A 14,150-nucleotide genomic window follows, 5' to 3' on the forward strand; every position below is an offset into this window, starting at 1 on the left:
GGTTCAGTTAATATATAGTACGACGTATTCTTCATCATCTATTTTTGTCAGCTTCGAGCGAACAACGGGGTTGCGTGAACGCCCTGTGCCTTCTTTTAATAAAGCGACAACGTCTTCATTCCAGAACATCCATTCTTTCGTGAGACGGTATTTTCCTTCTATGACCGAGCTGTCGGTGATGTGCAGAACGGCAGTGTCGTAATTGCGCGAGACCGCATTATTGACCGCATCTGCGAGCTGTTCGATGCTTTCGAGCTCGGTGGCTTCACGTATCTCAAAGCTGTTCGCGAAACTCTCGGTCTGAGGGCAGTCCTCGGTCATGACGTGTCTTTCGGAAAGAAAATCGTAGGAAACATTGAACCACTCGTGAGTGATGGCTCTGCCCGTTTTGTCGGGAACAGGGTCGTCCCACGTTACGTCAACATAGTACCATGCACCGTCGAGCTGAACTGCGTTCCATGCGTGTTCTTCATTCTCCACATCCGTCGAATGGATGAGGACGCACGGGATGCCGAGCATACTCATCATGAGCTGGAACGAAGTGCTGTAGCCCGCGCAGATAGCCTTTCCGAGAACGAGCGCTCCGTAGGGTTCGTCGCTGTGCTCTGTCCGCTTCGGGATGACGCGGAGTTCACCCGGGTCGTAGGTACACTCGGCGATGAGCCAGTCATGAACTGCAAGCTCTTTCTGATAGTCGTCCATATCCTCAGTGACCACCTCGGAAATGACGCGCTCGGCTTTTTCAAGAGCCTCGGTCTCGAACTCATCGAGCCGCGAACGGTCTCCCGAACGGAAGGCGTCGAGCATCGGCGTGATGTCATACAAAGGCTCGAATTCCTTCTTCTTAGCTTCTTCAATGTCAGATGAGGTGTCCTCAGCTGACGAAGAGTCCACGGAGGTTACGGCTTCGATCGTTGTAACTGTTTCGGCTGTGGTCACGGTCTCGGTTTCTGTAGTTTCTGTTTCTGTTTTGGTGACAGTTTTCTCCGAGCTGTCATCGGTTTTCTGGCCTGCACAGCCCGAGAGCATTATCAAAGCGGCGATGACCGCAGTTATTTTCTTCATCTGTTGCTCCTTATCCGTCAAAAAGGCGATATATGTTTATTATACAGCATTTTTGCCGATGTGTCAAGTAAAATGACATAAAAAGATACTCCGACGGCCGTATTTTCTCGGACAAAAACAGCTCCCGACGAACGGGAGCTGGAAAAATCACGGTATATCATCAGTCAACATAGCTGCGCTGTTCCCACTTCAGACCCTTGGAGCGCGTGTAGGCTCTGGTCTCGTTCATGGGCATCGGCTTTCCGAAGTAGAAGCCCTGTGCGCGTTCGCAGCCTATCTTTTTCAGGAACTCGAACTGTTCCTCGCTCTCAACGCCTTCGCAGAGGGGGTCGAGATTCATGTCTCTCGCACCGTTTACTATGTAGGTCATGAGGGTTCCTGTCTTGGAATTGGTGGAAAGACTGCGCAGGAACAGAAGGTCGAGCTTGAGCACATCGAAATCGTACTCCGCGATGGTGTTCAGCGACGAATAGCCGCTTCCGAAGTCATCGAGCCAGATATGGTAGCCCATCCTGCGCATACGATCACACTCGCTCTTGATGTAGCCGACGTTATCGTTCAGTGCGCTTTCGGTTATCTCGATGTCGAGCATGGCTCTGGGAATACCGTATTCGTGGCGTATCTCCTCAATGATCGCGAAGATATCACAAAGCTCGAAATCGAGACGGGAGATATTGATGGAAACGGGAACGGCAGGCTCGCCGTTCTCTATAAGACTGCGGAGATCGTCGCAGACCTTGCCGACAACGTATCTGTCGACCAGGTGTATGAGATGGAACTGTTCAAGAGTCTCGATGAAGTCCGAGGGCGACAGCAGACCGAACTTCTCATCCGACCAGCGGACGAGCGCTTCGTAGCCGCATATCTCCCCTGTCTCGACCCTGATGACAGGCTGATAGTAGACCTTTATATCCTCATGCTCGATCGCCTCGTCGATATGATCGACCACGTACTGCTGACGGCGGAGCTTCTCGCGGAGCATCTCGTCGTAGATGCAGAAGATAACATCGTGACGGCTCTTGATGCTGTTGCAGGCGAGCCTTGCGTGGTCGCAGGCAAGGCCTATCTCGGAGCTTCTGCCGTCGAGGAAGTACATTCCTGCCTTGATGCGGACTTTCTTGTTGGGGTCTTCCGAAAGCAGGAGCCGCTTGTAGACAGATTCGATCTTGATGACTATCTCTTCGCGGGTGCCGTTGGCAAAGACGAAGAAGTGGTCGTCCGAGAAACGCGCTACCGTGCCGTCCTTGAACTCGTCGCGCAGGAGCTTTGCGAGGTCGCAGAGCAGTTCGTCGCCGAGCTTGAAGCCGTGGCGTTCGTTATAGAGCTTGAAATTCGGGATGTCAAAATAAACTATCGAGTAGTTCTTGCGGTAACTGTCGGGCGCGGAAAGGAGCATCTGCACCTTATAATAGAAGAAGGACATATTGAACAGCCCCGTGAGCCTGTCGGTCTCCTGATTCTGCGCGAGTATCTCGGCTTCGGCATAGGAATTCCTGCTGCGGTTGAAGAACTCGTTCTTGTCAACGTCAACGATGAACACATAGAAATAGCCCTTTCCGCCGAGTCTGTGCAGAAGATGTCCGAAATCCTCGATATACCTTGTCTCGCCCTGCTTGTTAACGATGCGGTAGCGCACATAGTCGTGGCGCTTTTCGCCGAAGATCGTCTGAGCCTGTATCTCGTTCTCTATCTTGTGAAGATCATCGGGATGTACCATGCCCGTGAAAGAACCGCCGACGAATTCAAGGAATTCCTCATAGGTCTCACAGCCGTAGAGACGAACTACGTTCATATCCGCAAAAATGATATTTTCTTTTTCAGACGCTTCGTATACAAAAAAACCGCCGGGCAGCCCTTCGGGGATGATACCGCCCACATTCATATCCGAAACCTGAGCATTCATATAGAAGCCTCCTCTTTAAGCAATTATGAAATAAATTTTCCATTTAATTAACTTTTGTTTTAATTATAGCACATTGTCAAATAAGGTGTGTGAATATTCTGTTAATGTTTGCACTGAAAATTCAAATAGTCGGTTTGTTTGGCAATATTGCAAAAAATAACACCGAAGGCATATCCTGACATTCGGATTTTCACGGCAGACGGCACACGATTGACAAAACGCATGGCTCTGTGGTATAATTGTACAGAGGTGAAACGGCATGAAAGACGGCTTTTACATAGTATCGGGAAGCGAAAAAAAGGTTTATCTCCGTTCGGAATACGTTCGGGTCGGCAGCCGAAGCAGGCCGCTCTACGGCGGTAATCAGTCGGAATTCGGCGAGCTTATCGGGAAAACGGGCTGCGGACTTATCGCGATGGCGGATATCTCGCTGTACCTCTCGGGCAGGAACAGGCTCACGAAAGAAGAGTATCTGAAATATGTAAACGGGTTCAACAGCGACAACATCCGCCTCAGGATGCTGGGCGGCATCCTCGGCAGGAAGTTCGAGATATGCAGCATCGACGGCAGGAGCGGTAAGCTCCTGAAAGGATATTTTGCGCGGACAGGCAGCAAACTCACGGCGAAACTGATTCCCGTGCCGATGAGGCGCTCCGAGCGGAACGCTCCCCTGCCCGACCGCAGATGCTTCCGCATCATATCGAAAGCGCTCGCCGAGGACAAGCCCGTGATTCTCGGGGTGGGACCTTCAAAGAGCCACAAGCTGCCCCTGTACTCACGCGACAGCGCCGACCCCTGCCGCTTTCAGCGCACCAACTCGACCTCGAACCACTACGTCACCATCACGGGTGCGGTCGTCTGCAAGAACGCCGACACGGGCAGGCAGATGGTGCTGTATCGGGTGTCATCCTGGGGGAAGAAGTACTTCATCGACGCGGAGGAGCTTTACGAACACATCACCGCCGACCGCGGAATATACGGGCGTATCGTCGGGCGCGTCTCGAACGTGCTGACTGTCATACGCGAAAAATAAAAGAAGCAGTACATTTTTCTGTACTGCTTCTTTCTGTTTCAGCAACCCCCGAATCGGTAGAGCTCGTAGAAAAGTATGGCTGCGATGGTGAGGATGTTGGCGGCGATGTTCAGGACGCAGAGGATGAACGCAAGCCTGCTCTTCCTGCCCTTTATAAGCGTCACCGCCGAGCCTGCCGCCGAGACCGCACAGACCCCGCCGCAGACCATCTGGATAACGCCGATGACCGTTCCTGCCGAGAGCGGTATGCCGCCAAAGTACTTATAGTAGATGACGAAGGATGAGAGCATCGAGAGCACCGAAACGAACCTTGCGGCGTGTCCCGCGCCTGACAGCGCCGAACCGATGACGGCTGTGTCCCTGTGGGCGCGTCTGAGTTTCAGGCGGATGCGGAGCATATAGCTCGCAGTCACCGCCACCAGCAGATAGAAGGTAAACAGCAGAAGTTTCGGCAGGTAGAAGCTGTCGCTCACCACGTCAACGGAAGTCGATTCGATGAGCGTCCTTCCGTCGGAGAGGGTCCTGACGCCCATGACTGCCGCTTCGTCGCCGTTGGACATCTGCAAAAGTCCGCCGCCCATTTCGTCGAACTCGTGGGTGAACTGAACAGTCTGTAGCAGAGGGATGAATTTCAGCATACCCTTATGGGGCGCACGTGAAACGACAAAATGCCTGCCCGTAAGGTCTGCCGAGCCCTGTCTGCTGCCGTATTTGTCCGCCTGCAAATTTCCGAACACCAGCGGATAGACGCCGCCGAGTATCCAGCCCGAGCTGAGACCTTCGTTCTGCATGACTACCGCACCGACCTTTGTTTCAGGGTCGAATTCGAGGTTCGCCTGTCCGAAGGGGGTCGCGCCCGAGTGACCGTATGTGCGTACTCCCCTCTCGAAGCAGAAGAATCCGTGCATGTTCACGGGCACATCAGAGTCGGCGTAGCTGTCGGTCGCCGTGAACATAGCCTGCTGTGTTTCGGGGCTTTTGAAGAGCGGCGCTTCGTCGCTGACAAGTGCCTGACCGTAGGTGATGAGGTCTGCGAGGGTGCCTGTCGCCGCTCCTGCGGGATACGCGCCTGCGTATTTGAGCTGATGACCGTTCTCGTAGCCCGATAAACCGCCGACGCTGACGCTCTTCATCTGACGGCGGCGTTCATAGACCCACTGATCATCGCTGTGGTCGGGCATGATGGATGTGTGTTCAAGACCCAGCGGCTCGAAGATGTTCTGACTGACGTACTCGCCGTAATCCATCCCCGACACGCACTCGATGACGCAGCCTGCCACCGCCGCACCGTAGTTTGAATAGGCAACTACCTCGCCAGGGCGGTGTACCTGTGCTGGCTCTATGCACTGCAAGGCTTCCTTCAGGGGCGGTATGGTCTCGCTGTCGGTGTACCATATCGCCCTTGTGGTCTCGCACCAGCCTGCGTTGTGGTTCATGAGGTTCAGCATGGTTATAGGTTCGTCATAGCTGAGATGCTGAAAGAACCCCTCGGGGAGATACTCGCGGACGTCGCGTTCCAGGTCGAGTTTTCCCTCTTCCCACAGCTGCATGGCGCTGACCCATATCAGCGTCTTGGAGATGCTTCCCCACTCATAGACACAGTTCTCGTCGGTGGGGGTGTTCTCTTTGTAGTCTGTGTAGCCGAAGTATCCCGTGTAGATGACTTCATCGCCCCTGAACAGCCCCACCGAGACCGAGCCTTCTTCGGTAGATTCGATGTCACCGCTGATACATTGGTCGGAGTATTCTTCGAGCTCCTTTGTGAACTCCCGAAGGGTCATGCCCGATGGGAGAATTATCTCCTCTTTCTTCACCTCATCGGCAAACGCGCTTGCAGAGCTGCCTGTCATAAGAACAGCCGCACAGAGAGCCGCCGAGATACGTTTTATGGTGTTTTTCATATCAAGCCCTCCTTACATTTCCTTGTCGGTGTATTCGATGAGCGTGCAGAAGTACTGGAACAGCGTTTCGGCGGCGCTTATGAAAAGCAGCAGAAAGCACAGCATGAAGCCGTCCCCCACCGATGCGAGCTGTCCTATCACCATAGCGATGACCGCTATCGCAGGGGCTATCGAGATCTGACCTGTCATTATCGAAAGAAAGAATATCATTATAACGATGGTGAACCCAAGACCGACATAGTCACTTTTTTTCAGCTTTTTCGACTTGGACAGCGAAACATTCACGCCTATAGACTCGGGGTTCTTGAAGTAGTTGCGCAGAATCGAAGAACACATGATGAACGACAGCGCGTTCATCGCAAAACAGGTAACAACGATGACTCCCGTCTTGGATAAGGAAGAGGAGAGCGCAGCTGTCAGCTTATCGAGTATATCGTTATCATCTCCGATGACTTTAAGATATACTTTGAACTTGTATGAGACTAATGTAACGGCGAAGTTCGACAGACAGGTGACAAGATTCAGCGCGGCTGTGAACAGGTATCTTGCGTTGACGACGTCCCTGCGGGTCACGGGGAGAAGGCAGTAGAGCTTGTCGCAGTGATAGCGCTGTTCGTTTTGGAACAGCAGAGGGACTATGAGCAGCCCCGTTACGAGCGGAAGATACGAACCTACGAGCGGCGACACGAGAAATGCACCGAAAATACAGATACACCCCGTGACAGCCGCAAGCAATAAATTGCTTTTTTTGCTCCCCCTCATCGTGATGAGGTCGGCATTTATGATAGTTTTTATCTTATCTATCTGCATAAGTCTCACTCCTTACAGTTCATTCTTTTCGAGCTTTGCGGCTGTCAGTTCGGCAAACAGCGCCGTCAGCCCGAACATCGCGGCGTTCGCGGTGAGGATGAACAGGATGACCCCCGCGGTGAACGTTTCGGGCGGACGGAGCGAACTCAGGTCGATGACAGGCAAAACATCCCGCTCATTGAGGAACATGAACAGCCCTCCGAGAGCGAGCGGCGTGATTATCAGACCTGCGTAAACTTTGGTCTTGGCTTCCCTGCCGAAAACGCCCGACACCATCACCAGAAGCACCTGGTAGAGTTCGAGAAGGACAAATGCCGCAGTCAGCAGGCAGAATGCAAGAACAAGGTTGCCCGTATCGGTGTATTCGTTCTCTATCATCCTGCGGAAAGGGTCTTTAAAGGGAAGCAGTCTGCCGAGCTTCATCGCAAAGGACAACAGGGTGAGCACCATACTGCCTGTCTCGCACAGAAAAAATACCGTGAGACTGTAGAAGAACTGTCCCCTGACCCTGTTTTTTCGCTCGACGGGAAGGATACCGTACAGTTTGCTGTAGCAGCTCTGTTCCTCGACCGTGGGGATGAACGCCGTCAGGATCACAGCGACCAGCAGGGGCGCCGCGAATATCTCTATCGGCGCTAAAAGGATGCCAAGTATCAGGAGGAACATCATCAATAACAGCATGGCGCCGTCTGTCAGGAACGGCAGACCTGTGTAAAGGTACAGCTTTATCATGTTAAGAATCTGTTTCATTCTTATCCTCCTTCGCGATGTAGACAAGTATCTCATCGATAGTCGCCTTTTCGTATTCGAGGGTGTCGGGAAGGGTTTTCAGCTCGGTGCGGTCTATAAGCGCGTCAAAACCGTTGCGGTACTTATGATAGCCTATGAGCTTCGGCTTCACGCTGTCGGGGATGTCGTCGGGGTCGCCTTTGAGGACGGCGAACTTCTCGGTGAGGTCGTCCTTCGTGCCCGTGAACCACACCCTGCCGTTGTTCAGGATGGTGACATAGTCGGCGATGCGCTCAACGTCGGCGGTGATGTGGGTGGAGAAGAGCACTCCCCTGTTCTCGTCCTCGATGAACTCGGCGAGGATATCGAGGAGCTCGTCGCGGGCGACGGGGTCAAGACCGCTGGTGGGCTCGTCGAGGATGATGAAGTCGGGCTTGTGGGCAAGGGCGACGGCTATCATGACCTTCATCTTCATGCCCTTCGAGAAATCGCCGACCTTTTTGTTGTCGGGAAGGCCGAAGCGCTTTATCAGCTTCGCAAAGCAGTCGCTGTCCCAGTTCTTGTAGAAGGGCTTCAGCTGGCGCTCGATACGGCTGATGTTCAGATGCTCGCCGAGGTAAAGGCTGTCGAACACAACGCCGAGGCGTTCCTTTATCTCCACGGAATCCTCAACGCTGTCGAGCCCGAAAACGGAGATCTTTCCGCTGTCGGTCTTTGCCATGTTCAGTATCGAACGGATTGTGGTGGTCTTGCCCGAACCGTTCTGACCGACGAAGCCCATTATGTAGCCCCTCGGCAGGGAAAAGCTCACGTCTCTGAGGGAAAAGCCCTCATAGCTCTTGTTCAGACCGTTTATTTCAAGAATATTCTCCATAGTTCATCCCTCCATATACCTGCGCAGAGCCGCGATTATCTCATCGTCGGTAAGTCCTGCATTGTGACCGTTCGTTACTGCCTTCTCAAAGCCGTCCTCCATCTCGAAGAGCATACGCTCTTTCAGGAGCTCGTTATTGCGCGGTGCCACGAAGTAACCCTTTCCCGCGACCGAGACGATGAAGCCCTCTTCCGCAAGGTCGTTGTAGACCCTTGTGGTGGTGATGACGCTTATTTTCAGGTCTTTTGCGAGCTGTCTGATGGACGGCAGCTGTTCGTCCTCGGATATTATCCCGTCGAGTATCTGAGCCTTGATCTGCTCCTCGATCTGTTCGTATATCGGCTGATCCGACCGATTTTTAATGATTATCTTCATGAAGTACTCCTTTGCATAGACTGTATATACGTGTATATATTCGTATATATCAGCTTATGTACAGTATAACACGGCCGATAGACTTTGTCAAGAGGTTTTTCAAAAAAAATCCCGAAAGCGTGAAGCTCTCGGGATTTGTGTGTCTGTTTGTCTGTCCGATCAAAGATCCAGCTTTGCGAACTGTGCGATCATGTCGTCGCTTACCGATTCGATAGCGCCCTTGTCGCAGAGGTCTGCGAATCTCGGGTCGATGGGGAGCTTTGCCAGCACGGGTATCTCGTACTGTGCGGCGATCTCATCTACGTGGCTCTCGCCGTAAACCGCGATGCGCTTGCCGCAGTCGGGACATTCGAGATAGCTCATATTCTCAACGATACCGAGTATCGGGATGTTCATCATGCGAGCCATCTTCACCGACTTCTCGACAACCAGCGATACCAGCGACTGGGGAGAAGCAGCTATCACGATGCCGTCAATGGGCAGCGACTGGAACACGGTCAGCGGAACGTCGCCCGTTCCCGGAGGCATATCCACGAACATATAGTCTACCTCCCCCCAGGCGACGTCGGTCCAGAACTGTGTTACCGCGCCTGCGATAACAGGTCCTCTCCAGACAACGGGGTCGGTTACGTTCTCCATCAGGAGATTGATGGACATGACTTTTGTGCCGTTGACGCTGTCACAGGGGAAAAGCGCGTCCTCGGTGGTCACGGGTCTGGTGTCGATGCCGAAGATCTTCGGGATGGACGGACCTGTGATATCGGCGTCGAGAACGGCAGTCTTGAAGCCCTTGCGAGACGCGTTGACCGCCAGCAGCGAAGTCACGAGGGACTTGCCTACGCCGCCCTTGCCGCTGACAACAGCGATCACCTTTTTAACATTCGACATATAGTGCGGCTCAGCCTTCTGGATGCCGCCGCCCTGCCTGCTCGAACAGTCAGCCGAGCAGGAGCCGCAGTCGTGTGTACATTCTTCACTCATTACATTCATTCCTTTCAAATCGCATAGCGCGTTATAGACATATTATACCACAATCGGATAGAATAGTCAACTGTGACGAGTAGTTTTTTTGGCGTGGTGCATTATTAACTTTTTGTTCGCTATTCGTACATTTTATATTAATATATGTGGATAATTCATATGGTATAATTGTTTATATATATTAACCATATTGGAGGTAATCTTATGGCAAATTTCTGTAAAAACTGCGGTTCGCAGCTTTCTCCTTCCGATTCGGTATGTCCTTCCTGCGGCGAACCAATCCCAGGCGCTGCTAATGCCGACAACGCGTACGGTCAGTACAGCTACGGCAATCAGAATACTTACGGCTACCAGAACACTAACGGTTATCAGAACACGGGCGGCTATCAGAGCTACGGTCAGACGAACTATTCGCAGCCCTACTATCAGCAGAGCGCAGCGACCACCGTTGCAGGCTGGATAGGCTGGATGCTCCTGTGCAGTTTTCTCCCCGTCATCGGTCAGATCATTATCATAGTTTCCGCCCGCGACGAATCTCTGAAGAACTATGCGAAGGCCACCCTCATTCTTTCCGCCATCGCCGTCGTGCTGACGGTCATCTTCTATGTGCTTTTCGGCGCGGTCATACTGTCAGGAATGAAAAATTTCTGAGAACTTTTGTACACATCCGACAATTAACAGTCGAATTCGACTTGCTTCGTTGTAAGATATTACAAAGTTAAAAAACTTTCGCAAAAGTGCTTGACACAGGCGGATTTTTAGTATATAATATATAAGTCGATTGACACCGAACATGATTCTCAATGTGAATCGGCGGTGTTAACGTGGCGGTATAGCTCAGTTGGCTAGAGCACTTGGTTCATACCCAGGGGGTCGCTGGTTCGAATCCTGCTGCCGCTACCATATGGCCCGTTGGTCAAGAGGTTAAGACACCGCCCTTTCACGGCGGAATCATGGGTTCAATTCCCGTACGGGTCACCATTCAACGTTCTCGGAAACAGCGTAATATCGCCGTTTCCGAGTTTTTCTTTTATACCGAAAATAGGGTTTGTCCGCTACTTGTCCGCTATTCGGATTTTGCAGCGGACATTCTTGTTTTATCTTGTGCTATCCTGCGGAAGAAAACTGAACGCTCCGTCCATCGCCTGAGCCACTCTTGCCTGTGCGGTCTGGAACATATGAGCATAGACGTTCAAAGTAGTTCCTGAATTGCAATGCCCTAACGCTCCCGATACCGTGACCACATCAAGCCCCGATGAGATCAAGGCAGAAGCTGCGAAGTGACGGAAGCTGTGAATACCGTAGAAAGGCATATCGTTCTTCTCGCAGAACTCTTTGAGCCAACCATAGGGAGTCTGATTATTCATCGGACTGCCGTCCCACTTGACGAACAGCCTGTCGCTCTCTACCCACTTGTCGCCCAGGCGGAGTGCTTCTTCGTCCTGCTCGTCTTTCAGCTCTCTGAGGATACCCATTATGTAGGGACTAATCTTCAGCACACGCTTTGAACGCTTGGTCTTTGTGGTGTCGGTGTAGATGCCACGCTCCGAGGTGTAGTTGCTCGTTCTCTTGATGCTGATGATGTTGTTCTCAAAGTCGATGTCCTTCCATTCAAGACCGAGCATTTCGCTCCTGCGGAAACCGCTGTACGCTATCAGAAAGAAAAAGGCTCTGTACTTCGTAGGCTCGCCATTGATCGCCGTGAGAAGCTGTGCGATCTCCTCCTGGGAGTAGATAGGCTTCTCCTTGACCTCGCCTTTGGGTATCGTCACTTTCCTGCACGGATTGTCCGATACCAAGTCCATTCTCACCGCATAACTGAATACGTCCGAGATAAAACTCAGGTTATGACGTATCGTTTTCGGTGCGAGTGGCTTGCCTGTCTTTTCGTTCGCTCCCTCTTTTGCGAGAGAGTTCACGAATCCCTGCAAATGCCTTGCGGTAATCTTGTCGATACGCAGATGTCCTATCGCAGGGTAGACACGGTGTGTGAGCTGGAGCATACGCTCGTATGTAGTGCTTCTGAGGGCGTTCTTAGCGTAGTTCTCGAACCATTCCTCCGCAAGTTCCTGAAACTTCATAGCAGAAGTCTTGTAGCCGTGGTTGACAGCTTCCTCGAACATTACTGCTTGTCTGTTCAGTTCCTTTTCGATCTGCTTCTTCGTCATGCCCTCATCAGGTTTCCAAGTCATGGACTGTTCCTTGTGTTTACCATTTACATCATAGCCGCAACTGACCCTGATAAGATAGCCGTTGCCACGTTTCTTTATAGTTGCCATAGATTACCTCCTAAAAATCTATGACATACCCTTGTACATCTATAATCTTAGCGCAATAAATCGGCGTTGTCAAGGGTTTTGACGTACTTTTTTCGGGTATGTCATAAACTATCTTCTTTTATTCTAATGTATTCTTTCTTGTAGTGCTGTTGTATCTGAACTGCTGATAGTCAGCACTCAATCCGCAGGCAGAAATAAAAGCCTTAGCCTTTTTCAGCTCACGGGAAAGCTCGTCCTCACGGCTGATACGCTTTGCTTCCTTGTTCAGCTTCTCACGGGTAAAAAGTGCCTTTTCCTTTTCAGCTTTTTTGTAGGCGGCAAGCTCCGAGGAAACAGCCGTCAACTGCGTTTTCAGAGCATCACGCTCCTGTACCGCCGTGTCATGTTCGGATTTGAGCTTCTTGTTGGTCTTGACCATAGCCACATACTTTTTGGCGGTGTCGCTGAGTGTGTCATAGTCCTCTTTGGAGAGCGTGACCTTTTTGCCAAACATGGACTCCTTGGCTTCAATGCCCTCGATCTCATCGAGCTTGACTTTTTTCTTGGCTGCCTTGTCAAGCTCTGCACGGGCTTCATCACGCTCGGTAATAGCCTGTGCCTTTTCTTCTTCAAGCCGCTTGATCTCGTCCTTATGCTTGCCGTATTCCTCGGTGGTGTAGCTGTACCCTCTGGACTTCTTCGGCTCGGCAATTTCGATACCGTGAGCAAGGCAGATCTGATGCAGAACTTCCCACTCGGTTAAACGCCAGCGGTTGATCGCATTTGCACCCTTGCCGTGTCCCATTTCTTCGAGAGCTTTCGCCATTGCGTTTCGGGTATCAAGCCCTCTGTCGAAATGCCCGATTGGAATGTAGTCAATATGCAAATGGGGAGTTGCTTCATCGAGGTGCATCACGGCATTGAACACATGGAAATTCAGATTTCTCTGCTGGAATCCCTCCATGTATTCACGCAGGCAGGCGACAGCGATCTCCGCATCGGGAGTGCCAACACCCGTATCGTCTTTCGTGCCGATCTGAACCAAGTCCTCATAGAAACTTTTCTGCTTGTTCGCTCCGGTGATAACACTCTTGCTCGGCTCACGGTTGAACAGGTGCTGAAAGTAGTCGTCAATCTTGCGGTCATTTCTTTTCTGACGAGCGTTGTATCTCTCTACCGCTGCGCCGAAAAGCTGATCGTAGGTTTCGCCCAGATCCTGACGGACAAAAACAATGTTGTCCGCAGTCCGTGAGCTGTCAATATTCTTGGCAGAGAACTCTCGGTTATTATGTGACAGGCTGCCCTTGCCCTGACACATTGAGATAGTCTTTGTACTCATAAAAATAGTCTCCTTTGTTTCTATATCTGAACCCTCTGATGAGGGAATTGTTGACGCAAAGCCCTGATGGGCAATTGGCTTGCAACGATAAGTATATCGGCAAACCAAACAGCGCGGAGCGCTGGGATTTACTTGCGGAGTGCCGCCAGTAACCCCAAAGCACTTTCGACAGCCTATTCGGACTATCAAAAATGCTATTGGGGCTCTGCGAGGCTGAAACGGCTGACGGAGAAGCCGAAAATGTGGACACAGTAATGCAAAAATCCGCATTACAAAATTTCAGAAATGTGATTCTGAAAATCGTAAAATCAGAACGGCATCTCTACCTCAACTTCGTACTTTTCAAGGAGCTGATCTATCTCCTTTTCGTAGAGCCTGATCTCCTCATTCGACAGGTACTCATAGTAGCGAGCGAGAGCATCACGAAGATGCAGACCGCTTCTTTTCCAGAGGAAGAATTTCAGCGTTTCAAGTTTGCTCAAATCTCACACCCCCTTTCCGTTGAAATAGTCGATCAGGTCAGCCTTGTTCACAAGGATTTTTCCGTTCCTGCCCTCGCCTGTGCGTACGGACTTCACCTTGCCCTGCTTCACGAGCTGACGGACGGTGTGTTCGGAAAGTCCCTGAATGACCTCAGTGCATTCCTTGATAGTCAGCATCTCAACCTTGTTAGAAGTCGGTGTGGTGGTGGTCTGCGGAACGGAGTTCTCTCCGTCCTCGGTGAGCTGAATCAGCAGCTCCAGAATGTTGTCAACGATCTCTTTCTTCTGTGTAGTAGTCATAGTGTAAACCTCTCTCTTTCTATGGTTTGTGTTTTGAGTTTTATGAACTATCAGCATTTTCAGCACAATCGAAGCCCGAAAATGTCGATAATGTTGATTG

General features: G+C 51.4%; 14 protein-coding genes and 2 tRNA genes. 4 read left to right on the plus strand and 12 right to left on the minus strand.

What is annotated here, in order from left to right; translation table 11 throughout:
- Window positions 1-3: 3 nt before the first annotated feature.
- Window positions 4-1,065 (minus strand): transglutaminase domain-containing protein, encoded by a 1,062-nt coding sequence (locus BT142_RS12935; RefSeq protein WP_072418611.1) that lies wholly within the window; start codon window positions 1,063-1,065, stop codon window positions 4-6.
- 160 nt (window positions 1,066-1,225) lie between these two features.
- Complete coding sequence (locus BT142_RS12940) at window positions 1,226-2,968, minus strand: putative bifunctional diguanylate cyclase/phosphodiesterase (protein ID WP_072418612.1); 1,743 nt, start codon at window positions 2,966-2,968, stop codon at window positions 1,226-1,228.
- A gap of 259 nt (window positions 2,969-3,227) precedes the next feature.
- Here BT142_RS12940 and BT142_RS12945 point away from each other — a divergent pair, with 259 nt between their 5' ends.
- Window positions 3,228-4,001: a hypothetical protein gene (locus BT142_RS12945; RefSeq protein WP_072418613.1), complete on the plus strand. Its 774-nt coding sequence runs from the start codon at window positions 3,228-3,230 to the stop codon at window positions 3,999-4,001.
- A 38-nt stretch (window positions 4,002-4,039) separates the two neighbouring features.
- Here BT142_RS12945 and BT142_RS12950 read toward each other — a convergent pair whose 3' ends face one another.
- From BT142_RS12950 to BT142_RS12975, 6 genes are all read right to left on the minus strand, one after another.
- Window positions 4,040-5,902: a serine hydrolase domain-containing protein gene (locus BT142_RS12950; protein ID WP_072418614.1), complete on the minus strand. Its 1,863-nt coding sequence runs from the start codon at window positions 5,900-5,902 to the stop codon at window positions 4,040-4,042.
- A 12-nt stretch (window positions 5,903-5,914) separates the two neighbouring features.
- Window positions 5,915-6,712 carry an ABC-2 transporter permease gene (locus BT142_RS12955; RefSeq protein WP_072418615.1) on the minus strand — a complete coding sequence of 266 codons (798 nt, stop codon included), beginning with the start codon at window positions 6,710-6,712 and terminating at the stop codon, window positions 5,915-5,917.
- 12 nt (window positions 6,713-6,724) lie between these two features.
- Window positions 6,725-7,462 (minus strand): hypothetical protein, encoded by a 738-nt coding sequence (locus BT142_RS12960; protein WP_072418616.1) that lies wholly within the window; start codon window positions 7,460-7,462, stop codon window positions 6,725-6,727.
- Window positions 7,446-8,315, minus strand: a complete 870-nt coding sequence (locus BT142_RS12965) for an ABC transporter ATP-binding protein (protein ID WP_072418617.1) — start codon at window positions 8,313-8,315, stop codon at window positions 7,446-7,448. The genes BT142_RS12960 and BT142_RS12965 overlap by 17 nt, the downstream gene beginning before the upstream one ends.
- Window positions 8,316-8,318: 3 nt before the next feature.
- Window positions 8,319-8,690 (minus strand): GntR family transcriptional regulator, encoded by a 372-nt coding sequence (locus BT142_RS12970; RefSeq protein ID WP_072418618.1) that lies wholly within the window; start codon window positions 8,688-8,690, stop codon window positions 8,319-8,321.
- A gap of 159 nt (window positions 8,691-8,849) precedes the next feature.
- Window positions 8,850-9,671, minus strand: a complete 822-nt coding sequence (locus BT142_RS12975) for an Mrp/NBP35 family ATP-binding protein (protein ID WP_072418619.1) — start codon at window positions 9,669-9,671, stop codon at window positions 8,850-8,852.
- A gap of 204 nt (window positions 9,672-9,875) precedes the next feature.
- On the opposite strand from BT142_RS12975, the gene BT142_RS18480 reads away from it, so the two are divergent.
- From BT142_RS18480 to BT142_RS12995, 3 genes are all read left to right on the plus strand, one after another.
- Window positions 9,876-10,322, plus strand: a complete 447-nt coding sequence (locus BT142_RS18480; protein WP_084659472.1) for a zinc ribbon domain-containing protein — start codon at window positions 9,876-9,878, stop codon at window positions 10,320-10,322.
- A 175-nt stretch (window positions 10,323-10,497) separates the two neighbouring features.
- A tRNA-Met gene (locus BT142_RS12990) sits at window positions 10,498-10,574 on the plus strand.
- A gap of 3 nt (window positions 10,575-10,577) precedes the next feature.
- Window positions 10,578-10,652: transfer RNA gene (locus tag BT142_RS12995), tRNA-Glu, on the plus strand.
- Window positions 10,653-10,768: 116 nt separating this feature from the next.
- On the opposite strand, the gene BT142_RS13000 is transcribed toward BT142_RS12995, so the two are convergent.
- The 4 genes from BT142_RS13000 to BT142_RS13010 form a co-directional block, all read right to left on the minus strand.
- Window positions 10,769-11,950, minus strand: coding sequence for a tyrosine-type recombinase/integrase (locus BT142_RS13000; protein WP_072418620.1), 1,182 nt, complete (start codon window positions 11,948-11,950; stop codon window positions 10,769-10,771).
- Window positions 11,951-12,068: 118 nt separating this feature from the next.
- Window positions 12,069-13,268: a plasmid recombination protein gene (locus tag BT142_RS13005; RefSeq protein WP_072418621.1), complete on the minus strand. Its 1,200-nt coding sequence runs from the start codon at window positions 13,266-13,268 to the stop codon at window positions 12,069-12,071.
- Window positions 13,269-13,576: 308 nt separating this feature from the next.
- Window positions 13,577-13,750, minus strand: a complete 174-nt coding sequence (locus BT142_RS19150; protein WP_175444948.1) for a hypothetical protein — start codon at window positions 13,748-13,750, stop codon at window positions 13,577-13,579.
- A 3-nt stretch (window positions 13,751-13,753) separates the two neighbouring features.
- The gene (locus tag BT142_RS13010) at window positions 13,754-14,050 is read right to left on the minus strand and encodes a helix-turn-helix domain-containing protein (RefSeq protein WP_072418622.1); all 297 of its coding nucleotides are present in this window, start codon (window positions 14,048-14,050) and stop codon (window positions 13,754-13,756) included.
- Between the last annotated feature and the right edge of the window lie 100 nt (window positions 14,051-14,150).

Origin of the sequence: Ruminococcus sp. YE71 (assembly GCF_900119155.1) — a bacterium.
In the GTDB taxonomy this organism is placed as follows: domain Bacteria; phylum Bacillota; class Clostridia; order Oscillospirales; family Ruminococcaceae; genus YE71.